Annotated in this window: 26 protein-coding genes, 1 tRNA gene and 1 riboswitch; of the genes, 18 read left to right on the top strand and 9 right to left on the bottom strand. The window is 33.7% G+C overall.

The features are described from left to right. The 3 genes from HWV59_RS19055 to HWV59_RS19045 all read left to right on the top strand — a co-directional run bounded on the left by HWV59_RS19055 (nucleotide 1) and on the right by HWV59_RS19045 (nucleotide 2,825). Complete coding sequence (locus HWV59_RS19055) at nucleotides 1–1,086, top strand: M14 family metallopeptidase (protein ID WP_102229400.1); 1,086 nt, start codon at nucleotides 1–3, stop codon at nucleotides 1,084–1,086. Between the two features lie 273 nt (nucleotides 1,087–1,359). Beyond that, a complete protein-coding gene (locus HWV59_RS19050) occupies nucleotides 1,360–2,496 on the top strand; it encodes a YqgU-like beta propeller domain-containing protein (RefSeq protein WP_175639771.1) in 1,137 nt (378 codons plus the stop codon). Nucleotides 2,497–2,516: 20 nt separating this feature from the next. After that, a complete protein-coding gene (locus HWV59_RS19045) occupies nucleotides 2,517–2,825 on the top strand; it encodes an MTH1187 family thiamine-binding protein (RefSeq protein WP_102229398.1) in 309 nt (102 codons plus the stop codon). 49 nt (nucleotides 2,826–2,874) lie between these two features. Here the strand turns inward: HWV59_RS19045 and HWV59_RS19040 are convergent, their stop codons facing one another. Then, a complete protein-coding gene (locus tag HWV59_RS19040) occupies nucleotides 2,875–3,048 on the bottom strand; it encodes a DUF2759 domain-containing protein (RefSeq protein WP_026558761.1) in 174 nt (57 codons plus the stop codon). Between the two features lie 251 nt (nucleotides 3,049–3,299). Here HWV59_RS19040 and HWV59_RS19035 point away from each other — a divergent pair, with 251 nt between their 5' ends. Further along, nucleotides 3,300–3,932: an MBL fold metallo-hydrolase gene (locus HWV59_RS19035; protein ID WP_102229397.1), complete on the top strand. Its 633-nt coding sequence runs from the start codon at nucleotides 3,300–3,302 to the stop codon at nucleotides 3,930–3,932. Nucleotides 3,933–3,982: 50 nt separating this feature from the next. Here HWV59_RS19035 and HWV59_RS19030 read toward each other — a convergent pair whose 3' ends face one another. Then, on the bottom strand, nucleotides 3,983–4,231 hold the full coding sequence (locus HWV59_RS19030; protein WP_026558763.1) for a DUF2626 domain-containing protein: 249 nt from the start codon (nucleotides 4,229–4,231) through the stop codon (nucleotides 3,983–3,985). Nucleotides 4,232–4,572: 341 nt separating this feature from the next. Between HWV59_RS19030 and HWV59_RS19025 the strand changes: the two genes are divergently transcribed. Continuing rightward, complete coding sequence (locus HWV59_RS19025) at nucleotides 4,573–4,938, top strand: Spx/MgsR family RNA polymerase-binding regulatory protein (protein ID WP_102229396.1); 366 nt, start codon at nucleotides 4,573–4,575, stop codon at nucleotides 4,936–4,938. A 60-nt stretch (nucleotides 4,939–4,998) separates the two neighbouring features. Here HWV59_RS19025 and HWV59_RS19020 read toward each other — a convergent pair. Further along, nucleotides 4,999–5,070 (bottom strand) — tRNA-Gln (locus HWV59_RS19020). A 210-nt stretch (nucleotides 5,071–5,280) separates the two neighbouring features. Here HWV59_RS19020 and comGA point away from each other — a divergent pair. From comGA to HWV59_RS18975, 9 genes are read left to right on the top strand one after another with little or no spacing between them, the layout of a single operon-like run. Further along, entirely contained in the window at nucleotides 5,281–6,348 is a 1,068-nt protein-coding gene (comGA, locus tag HWV59_RS19015; protein WP_102229395.1) for a competence type IV pilus ATPase ComGA, read from the top strand. After that, a complete protein-coding gene (gene comGB, locus HWV59_RS19010) occupies nucleotides 6,338–7,369 on the top strand; it encodes a competence type IV pilus assembly protein ComGB (RefSeq protein WP_175639770.1) in 1,032 nt (343 codons plus the stop codon). The genes comGA and comGB overlap by 11 nt, the downstream gene beginning before the upstream one ends. A 9-nt stretch (nucleotides 7,370–7,378) precedes the next feature. Then, nucleotides 7,379–7,687: a competence type IV pilus major pilin ComGC gene (gene comGC, locus HWV59_RS19005; protein ID WP_102229393.1), complete on the top strand. Its 309-nt coding sequence runs from the start codon at nucleotides 7,379–7,381 to the stop codon at nucleotides 7,685–7,687. Next, entirely contained in the window at nucleotides 7,671–8,114 is a 444-nt protein-coding gene (gene comGD / locus HWV59_RS19000; RefSeq protein WP_175639769.1) for a competence type IV pilus minor pilin ComGD, read from the top strand. The genes comGC and comGD overlap by 17 nt, the downstream gene beginning before the upstream one ends. After that, complete coding sequence (comGE, locus tag HWV59_RS18995; RefSeq protein ID WP_102229391.1) at nucleotides 8,080–8,427, top strand: competence type IV pilus minor pilin ComGE; 348 nt, start codon at nucleotides 8,080–8,082, stop codon at nucleotides 8,425–8,427. The genes comGD and comGE overlap by 35 nt, the downstream gene beginning before the upstream one ends. Then, complete coding sequence (comGF, locus tag HWV59_RS18990; protein ID WP_102229390.1) at nucleotides 8,327–8,854, top strand: competence type IV pilus minor pilin ComGF; 528 nt, start codon at nucleotides 8,327–8,329, stop codon at nucleotides 8,852–8,854. The genes comGE and comGF overlap by 101 nt, the downstream gene beginning before the upstream one ends. After that, nucleotides 8,851–9,231: a competence type IV pilus minor pilin ComGG gene (gene comGG, locus HWV59_RS18985; RefSeq protein WP_102229389.1), complete on the top strand. Its 381-nt coding sequence runs from the start codon at nucleotides 8,851–8,853 to the stop codon at nucleotides 9,229–9,231. Before comGF ends, comGG begins: the two co-directional genes overlap by 4 nt. 41 nt (nucleotides 9,232–9,272) lie before the next feature. Further along, nucleotides 9,273–9,788, top strand: coding sequence for a shikimate kinase (locus HWV59_RS18980; protein WP_102229388.1), 516 nt, complete (start codon nucleotides 9,273–9,275; stop codon nucleotides 9,786–9,788). A gap of 35 nt (nucleotides 9,789–9,823) precedes the next feature. After that, nucleotides 9,824–10,018 (top strand): YqzE family protein, encoded by a 195-nt coding sequence (locus HWV59_RS18975; protein ID WP_102229387.1) that lies wholly within the window; start codon nucleotides 9,824–9,826, stop codon nucleotides 10,016–10,018. A 45-nt stretch (nucleotides 10,019–10,063) separates the two neighbouring features. Here HWV59_RS18975 and HWV59_RS18970 read toward each other — a convergent pair whose 3' ends face one another. Further along, nucleotides 10,064–10,378 (bottom strand): DUF3889 domain-containing protein, encoded by a 315-nt coding sequence (locus HWV59_RS18970; RefSeq protein ID WP_175639767.1) that lies wholly within the window; start codon nucleotides 10,376–10,378, stop codon nucleotides 10,064–10,066. A gap of 160 nt (nucleotides 10,379–10,538) precedes the next feature. Here HWV59_RS18970 and HWV59_RS18965 point away from each other — a divergent pair, with 160 nt between their 5' ends. From HWV59_RS18965 to HWV59_RS18955, 3 genes are all read left to right on the top strand, one after another. Then, nucleotides 10,539–10,760: a hypothetical protein gene (locus HWV59_RS18965; RefSeq protein WP_102229385.1), complete on the top strand. Its 222-nt coding sequence runs from the start codon at nucleotides 10,539–10,541 to the stop codon at nucleotides 10,758–10,760. Nucleotides 10,761–11,032: 272 nt separating this feature from the next. Further along, nucleotides 11,033–11,908, top strand: a complete 876-nt coding sequence (gene galU, locus HWV59_RS18960; protein ID WP_102229384.1) for a UTP--glucose-1-phosphate uridylyltransferase GalU — start codon at nucleotides 11,033–11,035, stop codon at nucleotides 11,906–11,908. 261 nt (nucleotides 11,909–12,169) lie between these two features. After that, the gene (locus HWV59_RS18955; RefSeq protein WP_235991848.1) at nucleotides 12,170–13,627 is read left to right on the top strand and encodes a glycosyltransferase family 2 protein; all 1,458 of its coding nucleotides are present in this window, start codon (nucleotides 12,170–12,172) and stop codon (nucleotides 13,625–13,627) included. 325 nt (nucleotides 13,628–13,952) lie between these two features. Here HWV59_RS18955 and sinI read toward each other — a convergent pair whose 3' ends face one another. Both sinI and HWV59_RS18945 read right to left on the bottom strand, forming a co-directional pair. Next, nucleotides 13,953–14,096: a DNA-binding anti-repressor SinI gene (sinI, locus tag HWV59_RS18950; protein ID WP_102229382.1), complete on the bottom strand. Its 144-nt coding sequence runs from the start codon at nucleotides 14,094–14,096 to the stop codon at nucleotides 13,953–13,955. Beyond that, entirely contained in the window at nucleotides 14,089–14,472 is a 384-nt protein-coding gene (locus HWV59_RS18945) for a helix-turn-helix domain-containing protein (RefSeq protein ID WP_102229381.1), read from the bottom strand. The genes sinI and HWV59_RS18945 overlap by 8 nt, the downstream gene beginning before the upstream one ends. Before the next feature lie 283 nt (nucleotides 14,473–14,755). Between HWV59_RS18945 and HWV59_RS18940 the strand changes: the two genes are divergently transcribed. Continuing rightward, nucleotides 14,756–15,058, top strand: a complete 303-nt coding sequence (locus HWV59_RS18940) for a DUF5658 family protein (RefSeq protein WP_102229380.1) — start codon at nucleotides 14,756–14,758, stop codon at nucleotides 15,056–15,058. A gap of 261 nt (nucleotides 15,059–15,319) precedes the next feature. Here HWV59_RS18940 and HWV59_RS18935 read toward each other — a convergent pair whose 3' ends face one another. The 3 genes from HWV59_RS18935 to HWV59_RS18925 form a co-directional block, all read right to left on the bottom strand. Next, the gene (locus HWV59_RS18935; protein WP_102229379.1) at nucleotides 15,320–15,652 is read right to left on the bottom strand and encodes a helix-turn-helix domain-containing protein; all 333 of its coding nucleotides are present in this window, start codon (nucleotides 15,650–15,652) and stop codon (nucleotides 15,320–15,322) included. Between the two features lie 102 nt (nucleotides 15,653–15,754). Further along, nucleotides 15,755–15,904, bottom strand: a complete 150-nt coding sequence (locus HWV59_RS18930; RefSeq protein ID WP_102229378.1) for an anti-repressor SinI family protein — start codon at nucleotides 15,902–15,904, stop codon at nucleotides 15,755–15,757. 33 nt (nucleotides 15,905–15,937) lie between these two features. After that, nucleotides 15,938–16,022, bottom strand: a riboswitch (cyclic di-GMP riboswitch). Between the two features lie 323 nt (nucleotides 16,023–16,345). After that, entirely contained in the window at nucleotides 16,346–17,146 is an 801-nt protein-coding gene (locus HWV59_RS18925) for a YqhG family protein (protein ID WP_102229377.1), read from the bottom strand. Nucleotides 17,147–17,157 lie beyond the last annotated feature (11 nt).

Below are 17,157 nucleotides of genomic sequence, written 5' to 3'. Positions count from 1 at the left end.
ATGATCATTTGTTTAAATAAAACCATTACTCTTAAGGAAATTTCAGAAAAGTTACAGCTGGATCGTCAACTAATTATGGATTGTAATAAAGAAATGAACGTTCAACTTGAATTTGCAGCTAATACAACATTAGCCGTACCCGTAAGCTGCCTTCAAAGAATAAAAGATTGCTCTTTTTTCAATATACAAACAAAAGGGGAAAACCCTCTTTTTACAAAAAAACCGTATGATTCTGATGTGCTGTATGAAGATCTGGAAAAGCTAGTGAATATATATCCTTTTATTAAAAAAAATGTAATTGGATATAGTGTCCTAGGTAAACCGATTATTGAAATAGTAATTGGGAGTGGACCAAAGAAAATTCATATGAATGGGTCTTTCCATGCTAATGAGTGGATAACAACAAGTATCATGATGCATTGGGTACATGAATATCTAGAGCTATTATGTAAAGAACCATTAACGAAAAATATGTTAGACCTTTATAAAGCAACAACTTTATCATTTGTTCCAATGGTTAATCCAGATGGAGTAGACCTTGTTTTAAACGGACTCCCGGATCATCCTGATTATGAACCGGCACTTTTACAAATGAATGACTTAAGTATAGATTTTTCACAGTGGAAGGCTAATATTAGAGGCATAGATTTGAATAATCAATATCCGGCTAACTGGGAGATTGAGAAAAAACGAAAAATACCAAAAGCTCCAGCTCCTCGGGATTATCCTGGAGATGCCCCACTTACAGAGCCAGAAGCGGTAGCACTTTCAACATTAGTTGAGAACTCGGGATTTGATCGTGTCCTTGCATTTCACACGCAGGGGGAGGAAATTTACTGGGGATATTTACGTAAGGAACCTGATGAAGCTGAACATATAGTCAAAGAGTTTGAAAAGCTAAGTGGATATAAAGCTGTAAGAGATATTGATAGTCATGCTGGATTTAGAGACTGGTATGTGAATAAATGGAGAAAGCCTGGTTTTACTATTGAACTAGGGAATGGAGTGAACCCTCTTCCATTTGAACAGTTTGATGAAATTTACAAAAAAAGTAAAGGGATTTTTTATTCTGCTCTATATATGTAAATAATTAACTTGGTGGGTGACCTGAAGAATAGTTGAGGCACTCACTTTTTTCTAATAGATTATAGGTATAGGTTATTAAAAATTAATTATAAATTAAGATTAAAATTACGATAATTGTCATAGCTTTATAATTAAGAAGTATGTTACTTTATGTATGCATCAACTATTATTAAAGAAAAAATGGAGAAATTTGAAACATATTTTATGCTAATACGTATATTTTATTACAGAGACAAACTATAAAGGTCTCATTATGATTTTTAGGAGAGCAAGGTGAAAAGGACGTTGATGAGATTAACAAAATTTTTAACCATCATGTTGTTAATCGCGCTTCTTTTGTCAGGATGTTTTCCATCTCATCAACAAGAGAATAGTCAAGAGCTCCAAACAGGCCGAGAGAGAGTGACTCAAGAAGAAAAAGATGTGGAAGACCAACAAACTGAAAAGAAGATGAAGCTGCAATTAGACATAAAAGAAGAATTATTTCATTCGGTTGCGGATTGGTTAGATGATGAAACAGTCTTTTATATTGTAAATAATTCTACAGGCTCTGAAGTTCATACATACAACTTATATACTGGGGAATCTGCATTATTTTACAAATCTGAAGCTCCAATTGTTCAGATGAAGGCTAATGAAGACAATAGTTTGTTCTATGTCCAGACTAGTCCATCAAGTTATGAGGCTAAATTACTTGTTCTAAATGAAAAGGGTGACATTCAGTTTCAAACCAAGCTCCAATCATATGAACTGTCATTAACATGGAATCAAGTCAATCCTGAGCAACTTTTTGTGACAAGCTTTAATGATGATTGGTCGTATTCTACACAATTGATTGATATTCAAAAGAAAAAGATAATTGAAAATCCTGTAGACATACCTTTTATCCAATGGATAGATAATCAACAAATCTCTTACATTAAATGGAATCAGGATGAACCTTCATTGACAGCACCATTATATATGTATAATCTGGCTGATCACACCGAGACCTTAATTTCTGAACAGGTTGTTGCTAATACAAATTATAGAAATCTTTTAACTACAATTGAATTGGTTGATGAAAATGGAACAGCCTTTGTTCGGTTTTATGATCGTGAAAATCAGGAACAACTGGCTGAAATGCCTACAAGATTGGTTGCCCTTTATTCTGATTGGTCAATTCCGTATCATGATTTGGACAAGATAGAAAATTTGTATTATATATTTGAGGTAAATGAAGAAAAGAATGATTTTTCCCTTGTGTCTTTTTCACCAAAAACGAATGTGAAGAAGGTCATTTTTGAAGCAATAGAAAATTTCCCACTGAAAATTTCACCTAGTGGAGAATTTGCCCTTTATGGCCCACGATTTGAAAAAATAATAGATCTAAGAAATCATTCATTAGAAGAACTTATTTCTTTGAACTGAGACTGAAAGGATGAAACTTGATGGCAATAGTAGACGTAACTGTAATTCCAATAGGAACAACAACTCCAAGTGTTAGTGAATATGTTGCTGATATTCAACACATATTAAAGAAGTTTGAAGATGAAGGGAAAATTAATTATAAATTAACCCCAATGAATACAATTATTGAAGGCGAACTTCCTACTCTTTTTGAAGTGATAACTGCCATTCATGAGTCCCCATTTCAAAAAGGTATACAAAGAGTTGCGACAAATATTCGAATTGATGATAGAAGAGATAAAAAAACAACGATGGAAGGCAAACTCAATAGTGTCCAAAAACATTTGTAAAAGTAAAGTAAAGACCCCTTAGCCACAGCTAAGGGGTTTACTTTTCATATTAATGTGCTGTCGGAAAGCCGTGATGGATAAATGTCATGACAGCAAACCATCCGAATACAGCTAATGTACCAAATGCAAAAAATGCACCAAGAAGGTTCTTGTCCTTTAGTGAACGAATAAATCCGAAGATCGCAAGAATGGTTACAAGTGCGAAAATAATAACTAAGCCCATTAAAAAGCCCCCTTACTTATGTAGATCATTTTCGTAAAATTGTTTGTTCTATTATACAAAATAACAAGTCCTTCTAATATTTTAATCGGTTTCATAGCGTTTGTCGAGTTTATTTTCCATATCTGTAAGATTGAATCCATTGTATGATATTAGGATAACCAGTCTTAGCTAATCTTAAGCACTTGTGAGATTAGCAACATTTGATAGAATAGTGTAAGGTGAAATACTTGAGAAAATAGGAGGAATAAATGATGAAATGGAGACAACTTCCGTTAGGGCCTTTACAAACGAATTGTTATCTTTACTCAAATGAACAAAAGGAATGTTTGGTCATTGATCCAGGAGGAGATGGAAATAAACTAAAAAGTATTATTCAACAACAGCAATTAAAACCAATTGCAATCCTTCTTACACATGCTCATTTTGATCATATAGGTGCCGTAGATGATCTTCGTAAGCAATGGGGTATTCCAGTATACGTACATAAAAATGAAAAAGACTGGCTTTCTGATCCTTCAAAAAACGGATCACAATTATTTATGGCTGGAGCTGTGTCAGTGTCAGATCCTGATGAACTAATAAAAGGTGAAGGAAGGTTAGAAATAGGAAGTTTTGTCCTTGAAGTATATGAAACACCAGGGCATTCACCAGGAAGTGTTTCTTATTATGACAAAGAAACCAACATTGTGTTTTCAGGAGATGCTTTATTTGCAGGAAGTATCGGGCGAACTGATTTACCAGGTGGAAATCATGAACAATTAATAAATAGTATTCATAAAAAACTACTTACTTTACCCGAAGTGACAATTGTATTATCAGGACACGGACCTGATACAACTATTGAACAGGAAATGGAGACAAATCCGTTTTTAAATGGATTCTAACATCAAAAAACAGGCAGCTACATAAAATCGCTGCCTGTTTTTTGATGAAATTAATGTCCCATATTTTGTCCTGGAATCATCATAAATGTTGTCCAGTACGTAAATCCGACAAAGAAGATCGTGAGGTAAGCACCAAAAATGTAAATGTACATACGCTCGGATAATTTTAAGTAAGATAAAAAGACAAAAAATCCGGTTTGTCCGAAAAAGAGTAAGGAAGTAGTCTTCATGTCACCAAGATAAAACATAACAGCGAAGATTCCTGTCCAGAAACCTAATACCCGGAACATACGATCCATATGTATCCCTCCTTTGTTGACTTTGCCAAGGCTAGAAAATGAGTCATAACAAAAATCTGATCCTAAAAGTGCATAAAAAATCATCTTCATAATGTTAGCTTTTGACAAATAATAGTATGACCTACAAGTCCACCACTCTAATTATTATAATGTACCCTTCATACAATTGTAAATAGCGTTTACAAGCTAGTATTCACAAACTAAAAAGAAATTATATATGTGTAAAAAAGTACAAATTATGAAGAAATAGATAACTATACAAATATTATACGAATATTATACAATTAGGGTATGTGATTATTTGCACTTAATGATACATTTATACCCGAGGAGGAAGCAGAGTGAAACATCTAACATTTTTCAGCTATCCGAGTTGTACATCATGCAGAAAAACTAAAAATTGGCTCAAAGCCCGAAATGTTGATTTTAAAGAAAGACATCTTTTCCGTGATACCCCTACGATTGATGAACTCAAGTTGATACTAAAACTAACAACAGAGGGAATCGATGAAATTCTGGCAACAAGAAGCCGAACATATAAGGATCTTAATAAGGATATTAATGACTTCTCCCTATCAGAACTTCTTACCCTTATACATAAAGAACCAAAGTTACTTCGCCGTCCAATCATTACTGACGGGAATCAATTAGTCGTTGGATATAACCCCCAGGAACTCAGTAAGCTTGCTAGAAAGCAGGGGGCATAACAACTTTAGTGACATAAGAAAAAGACGTTTGCTTGGTGAAGTGAACGTCTTTTTCACAAGCTGGGCTAGCTGGATTCGAACCAACGCATGACGGAGTCAAAGTCCGTTGCCTTACCGCTTGGCTATAGCCCAATGATTTTCTTAGAAATAAATTCTATCTCTCCAAAGAGTATTATATGTAAATTTCCATTTTCTATGCGAAAAGAGAAGAGAAAAATGGAATTTTGTTATGGAAAATACAAAGTTTCAATTCTTTGTACTAGTAAATCGGCATTTTCCATATGTGCACGACACTCTATTGTTTTGTACAATGGTTTTATCATAAGGAAAGGAGAAAATAAGTTGCCATCCATTGAACAAATTAGTGAGCGAATAATAGAGGAAGCCTGTGCGTTACGTGCATCAGATATACACATAATACCAAGGGAACACGAAACACTTATTCAGTTTCGCGTTGACGATGATTTAATTGAAAAGCATTCTATGAAAAAGGAAATTTGCGGGCGCATGATATCACATTTAAAATTCCTTGCGTCGATGGATATTGGGGAAAGAAGAAGGCCGCAAAATGGGTCTTTATCTCTTGCAACAACCAATATTAATGTTCACTTAAGACTCTCAACATTACCAACTATACACGAAGAAAGCCTTGTTATCCGAATTTTACCTCAAGAAAAAATACCACCGATTACTCACTTATCACTGTTTCCTGCTACAACTAAAAAACTGTTGTCCATATTAAATCATTCCCATGGATTGATGATTTTCACAGGTCCAACTGGATCAGGTAAAACGACAACATTATATTCACTCATCCACTACGCCAAGCGCCATTTTAATCGAAATATTATCACACTCGAAGATCCCGTTGAAACCAAAAGTGAGGAAGTGTTGCAAGTCCAAGTTAACGAAAAAGCCGGAATCACTTATGCTGCAGGATTAAAAGCAATATTAAGGCATGACCCCGATATCATTATGGTTGGAGAAATAAGAGACAGAGAAACAGCTCAGATTGCAATAAGGGCGAGCTTAACGGGACATTTGGTACTCTCGACCATGCACACGAGAGATGCAAAAGGAGCCATATACCGGTTATTAGAATTTGATGTTAGTCTATCTGAGATAGAACAAACATTAATAGCGGTCTCAGCTCAAAGACTTGTTCAATTAACATGTCCATTTTGTGAAGGAAATTGTTCACCATTTTGTAAAAAGCTTAGACAAAAAAGACGATTAAGTATTTATGAGTTACTTTATGGAAGAAATCTTTCAGCTGTTATAAAGGAGGCACAGGGAGAAGTAAGCCAATACCAGTATCAAACACTTAAAGATGTGATTAAGAAGGGAATTGCACTAGGGTACTTATATCCAAATTCGTATGATCGCTGGGTATTTCATCATGAAGATTAAAAAATGGACATTATATGATCAAACGATGATATTAAAAAGATTAAGTAGTCTATTAGACAAAGGTTATACATTAAATGAAGCGCTGAACTTTATCTATTTAAATGAACATGGATCTAAAAGAATGGATCTACTTCAATGTCTAAACCAACTTTCATCTGGTAATTCTCTTCGAAAGGCCCTTAGTCAGCTCCACTTTCACCGCGATGTGATCAGCTATCTTTATTTTGCCGAGCAACATGGTGATTTAGAATTTTCTTTACGGGAATGTAGCGAGATATTACAAAAAAAAATCACCCAGTTCGATAAGCTGACAAAGCTATTACGCTATCCACTTTTCCTCTTGATTTCTGTCGGTATTATCTTGACGATCGTTCACTTTATCATAAGCCCTCAGTTTGAACAGCTTTATCAATCAATGAATATTGAAACAAGCTTCTTCTCCGTCTTTCTTATTGTTGTTTTTTCTGCCCTTAAATGGTTAAGCCTTTTGGCAGTAGCATTTTCGATAGGTTTGGTCAGCTATTACTTTTTCGTTTTTCGGAAAAAGTCGGTAGAAGAGCGCATGATGTTACTGGTGAAGATCCCTCTCATTAGAAGGCTCTTTATGATTCTTCATAGTTATTTTTTTTCTTTACAGCTAAGTAATTTATTAAAAGGGGGTATGTCAACTTTAGAAAGCTTAAAAGTATTTCAGAATCAGGATTTGTTACCTTTTTTTAAAGTAGAGGGAAATCACTTAATAAGCAGATTAAGTGAGGGAGAACAATTGCACACAATTATTGAGGAACGTGGTTTTTATGAAAAAGAACTTTCATTAGTTATTTTACACGGACAAGCAAATGGACAACTTTCAAGAGAGCTCTATACATATAGCCAACTCATTATAGAAAAGCTGGAGCAATCGATCATTAAAATAATGACCATGATACAACCAGTTATTTATGCTTTTGTTGGTATTATTGTCTTGTTCGTCTATTTATCGATGCTGATGCCAATGTATAAAATGATGGAAAATTTCTAGGAGGATCTTATGAATAAGGAAAAAGGATTTACGTTAATTGAAATGCTAATCGTTTTGCTTGTTATCTCAGTACTACTGCTAATTACAATTCCAAATGTTACACAACATAATCAAGGCATCCAAAAGAAGGGATGTGAAGGTTTAGTCAATATGGTTCAAGCACAAGCAACCTCATATCATATAGACAATAAGGAAATACCAACAATGCAAAATTTAAAAGACGGCGGGTATATCCGTGAGCTTCCTGTTTGTCCTAATGGAAACAATGTAATCATTTCAACCGATGGTGAGGTTTCTGAGGTTGAATCTGGAGACTGAAAAAAATGGTTTTACATTAATTGAATCGATTTTAGTTCTATTCATTGTGAGTATTATGAGTTTAGTCTTAATCATTAACCTTGTACCGATATATCATCAAAAGGTGATTGATACGTTTCTACATCAATTTGAAAAAGATATAATGTTTGCCCAACAATATGCGCTAGTTAATAAGGAGGCAACCTCTATTATCTTTGTTCCAACAGAGTATAAATACACGATCGGTGAGAATAAGATTTCTTTGCCACTGATTCAAAGAGATTATAATGATGAAATAAATATACAGGCTAATAACTTACAACTTATCACCTTTAATAGTAACGGATCGATCCGAAAAAGCGGGACAATTCATTTATATTATAAAAATCAAACATATAAGGTGGTTTTTTATCTTGGTAAGGGGCGATTCAATATTCAAAAATTGTAAAGGCTTCTCTCTAGCAGAAACCATGGCAGCTTTTAGTATTTGGCTAGTTATCGTCACTGTTTTAGTTCCACAACTCGTTTTACTTACACAAGAAAGGGCTAACACGAAGCAATCTTTAACGGCAATAAAATTATTACATGAAAAAGTACAAAACGTATATTTTCATCATGTTGAAAAAGTAAATGAATCGATAATGAAGGACGGTGTAGTTTATAAACTCACTTGGAAGGAGGAGCTGTCGGATAAAAAAGCCTGCCTGGAATGGACAAATTATTATCAAAAAACAAAATCAGTTTGTCTTCTTACATCATAATGAACGGGGGTATACAATACTGAATTTGCTAGTAACCTTACTCATTTACATCTTTATTATTTCCACTGTTACAATCATCTTTCATTTTTTAGTTACCAATTCTCAACATCCCAAAGATTTGAAACCATTTGAATGGGAGTTATTCGTTATTCAACTCCACCGAGAAATCAAAGAATCAAGTAATGTTACTGTGAATGAAGAGAGCATTAGCTATCATAATAAACACGGACAAAATATTAGCGTAAATAAATACAATAATGTCATTAGAAGACAGGTAGAAGGATTAGGACATGAAATTATGTTATTAAAAGTTAAGGATGTAACGATTCAACAGAAAGAAACGGGTTTTGAACTTTCGGTTGTTAGTGAAGCTGGAAAACATTATTCGCATATCTTCCATTCCTATAAGGAATTTGTAGAAATATGAGAAACCAAAAAGGTTTTATCCTTCCTAGTATAATGGTAATCGCTTTATTATGTATATTAATCGTTGCACATATTTCATCACTTTTAATTACAGAAAAAACATTTTATAGCGAAACTGAGCAATATTACTTGCTGGAGAATTTAATGAGTATTGCAGTAAAAAAATCATTACAAGAATTAAAAAATGGGGAAATCGTTGAAAATCAAAACAATATCTTTTATACAAGTAATGGCTATTTCACTTATACTGTGTCAACAAACGATTATATGATATATGAGGTCCAATTAGCATGTAACACTAATGAGAACAAAAAATATACAGCATCTTACCAATATGATACAGCAAAAAATGAAATGATATTCTGGTCTGAATATTAAGAAATATGGTATTGTAGAAAGAAAACATGGAGGACCAAGTTTTGAAAGCAATTTATTTAACGGGGTTTATGGGAGCGGGGAAGACAACAGTAGGCGAGCAGTTAGCAGCTGAAATGAATCTTCCAGTCCTGGATACAGACCAAGAAATAATCAAGAAATTAAATAAAACAATAAAAGAAATGTTTGAACAACAAGGTGAGAGCTTTTTTCGACTTGAAGAAACCAAAATATTAAAAGAACTGCCAACTGAAAATATTATTATAACAACTGGTGGAGGCATCGTTATAAAAGAAGAAAACAGAGCCTGGATGAAAGAACATGGTCATATCGTCATGCTGCACGCTGAAATTGATACAATTTATGAAAGAGTCCACTCTGATCAAACTCGTCCGCTAGCAAGCAAAAAATCAAAAGACGAGCTAAATGAACTGTATCAATCACGTGAAAACTATTACAAAGACTGTACACTATTAATCGAGACAGATCAAAAAAATATTGAAGATATTGTAAAGGAAATCATAACACGACTAAAAGAAATCGAAATTGGAAATAGATAGAGGTAGAAACCAATAATTAATTGAGGTGTTTTGCCTTGTCTACAAATGATTATGTAAGATATGTAACACAACAGCTCGTTAAATACATGGATACTCCAAAGGAAACACGAAGACAACAAAAAGAAGACCGCAAAAATCAAGATTTAACAACTTCATACTACAGCAACCGCTGGTTCGGAGTATTACCATTCGCCCTAAAGCTTATGATGAAAAAAAGAAAACATCACTAAGGTAAGAGGTTATCAAAAAAAGCTGACAACATTTTGTCAGCTTTTTTACGCCTCAGGGATAACTTGAATTTTCTTAATTTCACCAGTCTCTGAATCAAACGTAATGGTCGTGTATACAGCAAAGTCCTGCATTCCCTCGCGCAATGTAAATCTGTATTGTTTAACCGTAATATCTTCTTTCTTTTTGTCCCAAATTTTCTGAGAAAACAAACCCTGTGACATCGGATACCTTTTTTTTGTCTCTTTTGCCGCCACATCTTCCCACGTTTTTTGAGACACAGCATGAACCTCCGGAGAAAATGAAACCTGACCCGCTGTTAATCCGAATAAAACAGTAAGCAAAAACATCCATTTCTTCACCTATGAACACCATCCTTATGAGATATTTTTACCAATGGAAAAAAATTCATACATTGATGGAAATATAGAGTAGACACCATACTAGCTGAGTTAAACATCTATACAAGGAATTGATGACAATCTTAATTATGTTTATCATGGTAATAGGGGGGATTTATTAATGACAGGATTAATTTTATTGATCATCTTTATTACATGCTTAGTTATTGTTGGTGCATCGGTTATAAGTAGAAAAGCAAAAGATCATACAAAGGAGCGGAAGGAAAACTCTACTTTCATTCCACCGCAGGCTATTGGAGATTCTCATGGTAAAAGGGATCATGATGATTCTTCAGATGGGGTTGGAGATTTTGGCGGAGGAGATGGTGGAGGAGGAGAGTGAAGAACTTAATGATTAAGTTCGCTTTCGTTAATAGCCAATTCGATTCTGTTCTTGGAACTAAGTAAAGGTCGTCATAAATACGACCTTTTTAACATTTATTCATAAAGGATAAAAGAACTTTAGATAAGTTGATTTACCTAATAAAGAGAAAAAAGGTTATTGACATGTTCTTTATATAGAATTATTATATTTAATATAAAGAACAAAAAGGGTTATTAGATGGAACATACAAAATAAATAAATAGCATTTAAAATGAGGAGGTAATTTGATTTTGAGCAAGATTAAGAAAGCAATTATACCTGCTGCAGGTTTAGGAACTAGATTTCTTCCTGCTACAAAAGCAATGCCTAAGGAAATGCTTCCAATTGTTGATAAACCAACAATTCAATACATTGTTGAGGAAGCTATTGAATCGGGAATAGAAGATATTATTATTGTAACTGGAAAAGGAAAGAGAGCAATTGAAGATCATTTTGATCATGCTTTTGAATTAGAACAGAATTTAGTGGAGAAGGGTAAATTTGATTTATTAGAAAAAGTACAATATTCTTCAAGCCTAGCGAATATCCATTATATTAGGCAAAAAGAGCCAAGGGGCTTGGGGCATGCAGTCTGGTGTGCTAGAAAGTTTATTGGAGATGAACCATTTGCAGTTTTACTTGGAGATGACATTGTAGTAGCGGAGAAACCTAGTTTGAAACAGTTAATGGAGCAATATGAAAAGACAAATTGCTCAGTTATCGGTGTGCAAACTGTACCAATAGAAGAAACAACCCGTTATGGTATTATTGAACCAGTTCAGCAAAACGGCAGATGCTATAAGGTAAATACGTTTGTAGAAAAGCCGAAAGAAAACCCGCCTTCCGATTTAGCTATTATGGGAAGATATATATTGACACCAGAAATTTTTGAATTCCTTGATTTCCATCAAATAGGAGCTGGAGGAGAAATTCAATTAACTGATGCGATTCAAAACCTAAATCAAGTTCAAGATGTTTACGCATATAACTTTGAAGGTATTCGTTATGATGTAGGAGAAAAGCTGGGATATATTTTAACAACAATAGATTTTGCATTAAAAAACGAAGAATTGAGAGAGGATGTTCTATGTGCAATAGAAAAACATCTTCATACTATTATAAAATAATTGGTCTAATAAAAAAGTTTACAAATGTCGAAGTATTGAATATTATTATAATGTGTTGTTCTCTAATAAGAACAATTTGTTCTTATTAGAGAGTGGAATTGAGCGAATTTCAATCAAATAGTATGCCGGGAGGGGAGACATATGGAAGACGAGTTGAACTATGTAGAAAGAAGAAAGGCATTACCTCGACAAAATTTGTTAGAATATAGTAGTTTGCTTGCAGAAAATATTGTTAGTTCTACAGGTGTTAAACACACATATATGAGACCGAGAATTGTTGCATTCATTCCTGCGCATAACGAAGAAAAATCAATAAGGGATTGTTTAGGTGGTTTGGGGGATCAAGTACTACCAAGGGATGTAGAATTAGATGTTTTTGTAATTGCGGATAATTGTTCTGATAGAACAGAAGAAAGAGCATTGGATGCTGCAAAGGAATTTAATCTAAATTTAACAGTAATTACAACAAAAAATAACAAGCAAAGAAAAGTAGGTGCGCTAAATTCTGCATGGAAAAGCATCTATGGTGATAATTTAGATTTATACAACAAAAAACTTACTCAATATCAGGAATTTTATCGGGATTCCATTAAGGGTATATTAGGGATGGATGCAGATAGTCGCCTTGCTCCCAATGCTATTCTTCATATGTGGGAGGGATTAATGAGTTCCAGAAACATTGGTGGAGTTATGGCAAAGTATACTATGAGAATGCCAAAGAAAAAGAGCTTAATTTCTAAGTCAGACCCATATTATGAAGAAAAAATTGCTAGTGGTGAATATGGAGGACCAATAGCTAGATGGTGGACACATCAGCAAAAACAAGATATGGCCAGTTGGTTATTGGATTTACAATATCATGGAGGAAGTACTTATGTTCTTGGTGGTCAGGCTACATTATTTAGACCGGAGGCCCTTCAAAATATTGTTGATGATAACAAATTAGATGGTCCATGGCAGGATGAAAGTGATGTTGAGGATATGCTATTAACCTGGCAACTACAGAAATCTAATTGGAAAACACTTATTAGTCCAAGTGCACGCTGCTATGTTGATGCTATGCGATCGTACCATACTTTTCGTCAACAACGTGTAAAATGGCAATCAGGAACAGTAGGCCTATTAACAAGCGGAGAAATTGGAGTTAAAACTAGGCATAAGGGAAAACTATGGCGTTCTCAAGCTAAAACTCTCATGGATCTAACTGTAAGAATACTTTTTATATTACTTTTAGTGGTTAGTTTAGCGACAGATCAATTTTATTGGTCATGGATATGGTTAACTCCTATCGCCATCGCTTCAATTTTAAACATAATTTTAGCTATAAAAACACCTATGAACCGTCCAATAGATATTATAATGGCAGGACTTCTTATAAGTCCAGAACTTTATCTATGGGCTAACTTGATTACATTTGTACAAGTGTGGATTGAAAGGTTATCAGCAAGTAAAAAGGATGGTTGGGCTAATCAATATAATGCAGAAAATGGAAAGACCAGTAGTAAATTAGTTCAATCTATTTTATTAGGTATTATAGTTATTATGATTGCAGCATATATCTGTGTTCACTATAGAGAGTTTTTAACAAGTAATATGGTTCAAGATGCAATTCAGCCTTATTTAATGGCAGGCTGGGTTACATTAACTTACTTAACAATCTTTGCTTCTTTAGCGATGATTTATCAGATTTGGACATTAAGAGGTAAAGTATCTGCTTAAAATCTTATGCTAATCTGGAGAGATAGACCTTTGCTTAGAATTAGAAAGAAAAATTATCTTCAACTTTCAGAGAAAATAAATTGGCTAGTATTCATTTATAATATGAATACTAGCCTTATTTAATTATTACAAAGAAAATGATAGGTTGTTAAATAAATGAGATCTATATTTGTTACAATTAAATATTGGTTATAGAATTCTTTAACGTATTTTACCTTACTAGTTTATATATCGGTACAATTCATATTAAGATTCCATGTAAATACAAAATGGGAAAGGTTATAAATTCCCTTTCCCCATTTTGTCAAATGCCAAATATTACTTTCTAATTTCTTTTTGATGCTTTCTCATTGTGAAGGAATTTTTTTATTGCATCATAGGATAGACCGAGTTTTCTTGCTTCACTTATTAATTCAACCCATTCCTTTTCCATATCTTTTAAACCTATTTGTTCCTTCACTTTAGTCATCTGAAAAATCCTCCTGTGTAGTAGTGGGGTTTCTTTGCTTAGAATTTATCCATTTCTTAAACCTTAAGTAGTCCCGAAACTCTTTAAAATCATTTTTACTCATACCCTCCTTTATTGCTTTATTCAACAAGATATTCCATTCTTTATCAATGAAGTTTGTGTTTAAAGGGTCGTAGGAGGTTGTTGCTCCTAATAAATCTTCGACTTCTGTATCAAGTGGAATTGCAATCTTTTTTAAAAATTGAATGGAAGGGTTCTTTTGCACATCTCTTTCAATATAACTTAAATAAGATTTAGATACCCCAGCTAATTCAGCTAATTCACTAATTGTATATCCCTTTTCCTGCCTCAGCTCCCTTACTCTTTCTCCAACCATATTTTGGGTCTCCTTATCAATAATAGTTTAAATAGGTACACTATTCATTATACAGCACAATTTGTTCTTTATAAAGTATAAAGATTACTAGGAAAGGGATGAGATTGGATGGAAAACATAGCTTTTGTTCTTTATTAAGAAAATATATATAGTTTTAGTGGGACGATAGTATTGACTTGTTCTTTATAGTGGATTAATCTATTCTTATCAACAATAACAGAAAATGACTGGAACTAGAAACTTTTGTTCTCTATAAAGAATGAGAATTATATGAGGTGATAAAATGAGATTCTTATGTTATTACATAGCACTATTAAACATAGTAGATGCCTTAGCAACATACATAGGGGTTTCAGGTAGACATATTCAGGAAGCTAATCCATTAATGAACGTACTATTAGATCTAGGGCCAATGCCTTTTTTATTCACAAAAATATTACTATCATTCATTTTATTTTCTCTTCTATATTTCGATAAAATTCCCAACTGGAACATCTTAAAAAGGATATTAGGGGTTGGTTCAATATTGTATACCATTATTATTGGTTTTCACGGTTTTTGGATAGTAGAGGTCTTTTATAGTTAAAGTAAAGGATGGGAGTGTATGTATAGAAAAACGTGTACTAGGTGTAATAATACATCCTATAGCAGTTCAAAAATAAAAAAATGGATATGTCCTTATTGTGCAAATGAAATTATCGATGGAAAAATATGTAGTGTCAACCACCAAACTAACCTTCAGCATTCTTGCCGCATTTATGAACAATATAGAGGCAGAAAAATTTATAATAATTGATAAGCTTATAAATAAAAGAGCATCCGAAAGCCTTAGCTCCCTGGGATGCTCTTACTTATTGTCATTGCTTATTTTCCACTTAGTAAATTCCAAAAACTCCTTAAACTGCTCCTTTGAAACACCAGACTTCATTGCATCCTGTACGAGTTTTGTCCATTCTATGTCAAGCTCTTCTGGGTCGGATTCGTTATGTTCATTAAGAAGAGTATTAACTGATACACCAAGAACTGATGAGACTTTTTCTAAAAATTGAACAGAAGGGTTTGACTGGAGATTACGCTCAATCGAACTTAGGTAGGATTTTGCTACTCCCGCTCGTTCTGCTAGTTCGGACAGTGATAGATTTTTTTGTGTGCGATATTTTTTGATTCTTGGACCAATCACGTCAAGTCACCTTCCTTATTGAAGCCATTATAACATATAAAGAAGGGTTTGTTTTATATGCAGAACACAAATCAAAAAAAATTTACATTGAGTTAATACTATTTATGACGATTTTAAAACGGCATTTGACTTTTTGGATAAGAAATCTTTTATTTCCTCTACACTGATTCCTAGTTCTAAAGCTTCTAGTATGAGCTCGACCCACTCTTGATCGAGCTGTTCATCATGTGTGATTTTTTCAACTATCTCCATTTTTCTTTTCCTCCTAAAATACCAATCTGTATTTCAGGCAGCCCAGCCGTCTTAGTTGTTAACCTGAAGACCCGTGACTTTGCGTCCCTATTTTTCAATAGGTTTGCCTTTGTACTGATTATTTTGTCATCAAGTGTTAATAATTATATTTCTATAGTCCTTTATTTATGTATAACTTTTTAACTATTAACAAGTTCTATTATAAAAGAGAATTATTATCAATGTATGCTGAACTTTGTCGATGAAATAAATTTTTTTCATTTATCTGTAATTTTTACAATGAATTTACAAAAGTAGGTGAGAAGAAAGGTTTTTTAGATGTTATTCTGGCTTTATTTTTACAATAAATTAATAAGAAACGGAGATTTTAAAATTAATTTTTGTCGAACGAAAATTAATTTTTATCAATTTGTACTTCTCCTAAGTAATTAGTATCATTACTTAGGAGTTGAAAATACCTTCCGGGGTCAAATAAAAAATCCCGCCGCTTTGAATTGAAATGTGAATCTGAGGTTCATAAAGCTCTTTCAATGCTTGTTTTTCGACTTCATAGCATTCAGGTTTTTCCTCTAGGTCTTCGTAAAAATGGTTTAAAAGTTCTAGGTCTTCGTTCCATCTATCTCTTGCCTTGTCTGCCCATGTATGATCTTGGGCTTGTATATCTTGCAAAATGAATTGTTCAATTCGTTTTAAACCACTTTCCGGCCTAATAAGGGGAGACATCGTAAAGCAAAGATCTGGAATTTTTGGTGTTAAGTCTAAATTTTCAAGTTTGTCTTGAAAGTTTTCGACTATAGTACCGCTTATTAAATGTAGGCCGATCGAGTATAGGTGGTCCTTTTTCATATCGCATTGGTAGGAAACGATGATATTGACTCCGACCCAAGGATGGAGAGGTTTATTTCCTCCGTCTGTTTTGACATGTTCAAAAAGTCTGATATAGCTTCCCAGTGTTTTGGTTGATTGAAAAATTTGGTGAAGACGGGGAGCACCGAAATGCATGACCTCTCCTTTCAGGTCTTTTGGCGCACGATTTTGATCAGTGATTAGGGTAAGTTTCATTGGGTTTGGTACCCCGTTTGTTTTTTCAAGGTAGTGCCAGTAAAATGGTCTATTCATTAAAAGCTTATCCATTTCAATAGTAAGTTGTACTGTTATATATCCTTCTTTGTTTTCAAGAATGTCACAGGAATTGGATTTGAAAAAGCTTTCTAAAAAGTGATGAATTTGTTCTTGCTGCATACTGTCGCCAC

Source organism: Metabacillus schmidteae (assembly GCF_903166545.1).
Lineage (GTDB): Bacteria > Bacillota > Bacilli > Bacillales > Bacillaceae > Metabacillus > Metabacillus schmidteae.
The sequence above is the reverse complement of the archived record's forward strand: the minus strand, read 5'-3'. Positions and strand labels throughout refer to the sequence as shown.

What these genes read in the sequence shown, in the direction of transcription:
- HWV59_RS19055 (WP_102229400.1), top strand. Translation starts at nt 1, where the DNA reads ATGATCATTTGTTTAAATAAAACCATTACTCTTAAGGAAATTTCAGAA.
- HWV59_RS19045 (WP_102229398.1), top strand. Translation starts at nt 2,517, where the DNA reads ATGGCAATAGTAGACGTAACTGTAATTCCAATAGGAACAACAACTCCA.
- HWV59_RS19040 (WP_026558761.1), bottom strand. Translation starts at nt 3,048, where the DNA reads ATGGGCTTAGTTATTATTTTCGCACTTGTAACCATTCTTGCGATCTTC.
- HWV59_RS19035 (WP_102229397.1), top strand. Translation starts at nt 3,300, where the DNA reads ATGAAATGGAGACAACTTCCGTTAGGGCCTTTACAAACGAATTGTTAT.
- HWV59_RS19030 (WP_026558763.1), bottom strand. Translation starts at nt 4,231, where the DNA reads ATGGATCGTATGTTCCGGGTATTAGGTTTCTGGACAGGAATCTTCGCT.
- comGB (WP_175639770.1), top strand. Translation starts at nt 6,338, where the DNA reads ATGAAGATTAAAAAATGGACATTATATGATCAAACGATGATATTAAAA.
- comGC (WP_102229393.1), top strand. Translation starts at nt 7,379, where the DNA reads ATGAATAAGGAAAAAGGATTTACGTTAATTGAAATGCTAATCGTTTTG.
- comGG (WP_102229389.1), top strand. Translation starts at nt 8,851, where the DNA reads ATGAGAAACCAAAAAGGTTTTATCCTTCCTAGTATAATGGTAATCGCT.
- HWV59_RS18965 (WP_102229385.1), top strand. Translation starts at nt 10,539, where the DNA reads ATGACAGGATTAATTTTATTGATCATCTTTATTACATGCTTAGTTATT.
- HWV59_RS18955 (WP_235991848.1), top strand. Translation starts at nt 12,170, where the DNA reads ATGAGACCGAGAATTGTTGCATTCATTCCTGCGCATAACGAAGAAAAA.
- sinI (WP_102229382.1), bottom strand. Translation starts at nt 14,096, where the DNA reads ATGACTAAAGTGAAGGAACAAATAGGTTTAAAAGATATGGAAAAGGAA.
- HWV59_RS18945 (WP_102229381.1), bottom strand. Translation starts at nt 14,472, where the DNA reads ATGGTTGGAGAAAGAGTAAGGGAGCTGAGGCAGGAAAAGGGATATACA.
- HWV59_RS18940 (WP_102229380.1), top strand. Translation starts at nt 14,756, where the DNA reads ATGAGATTCTTATGTTATTACATAGCACTATTAAACATAGTAGATGCC.
- HWV59_RS18930 (WP_102229378.1), bottom strand. Translation starts at nt 15,904, where the DNA reads ATGGAGATAGTTGAAAAAATCACACATGATGAACAGCTCGATCAAGAG.
- HWV59_RS18925 (WP_102229377.1), bottom strand. Translation starts at nt 17,146, where the DNA reads ATGCAGCAAGAACAAATTCATCACTTTTTAGAAAGCTTTTTCAAATCC.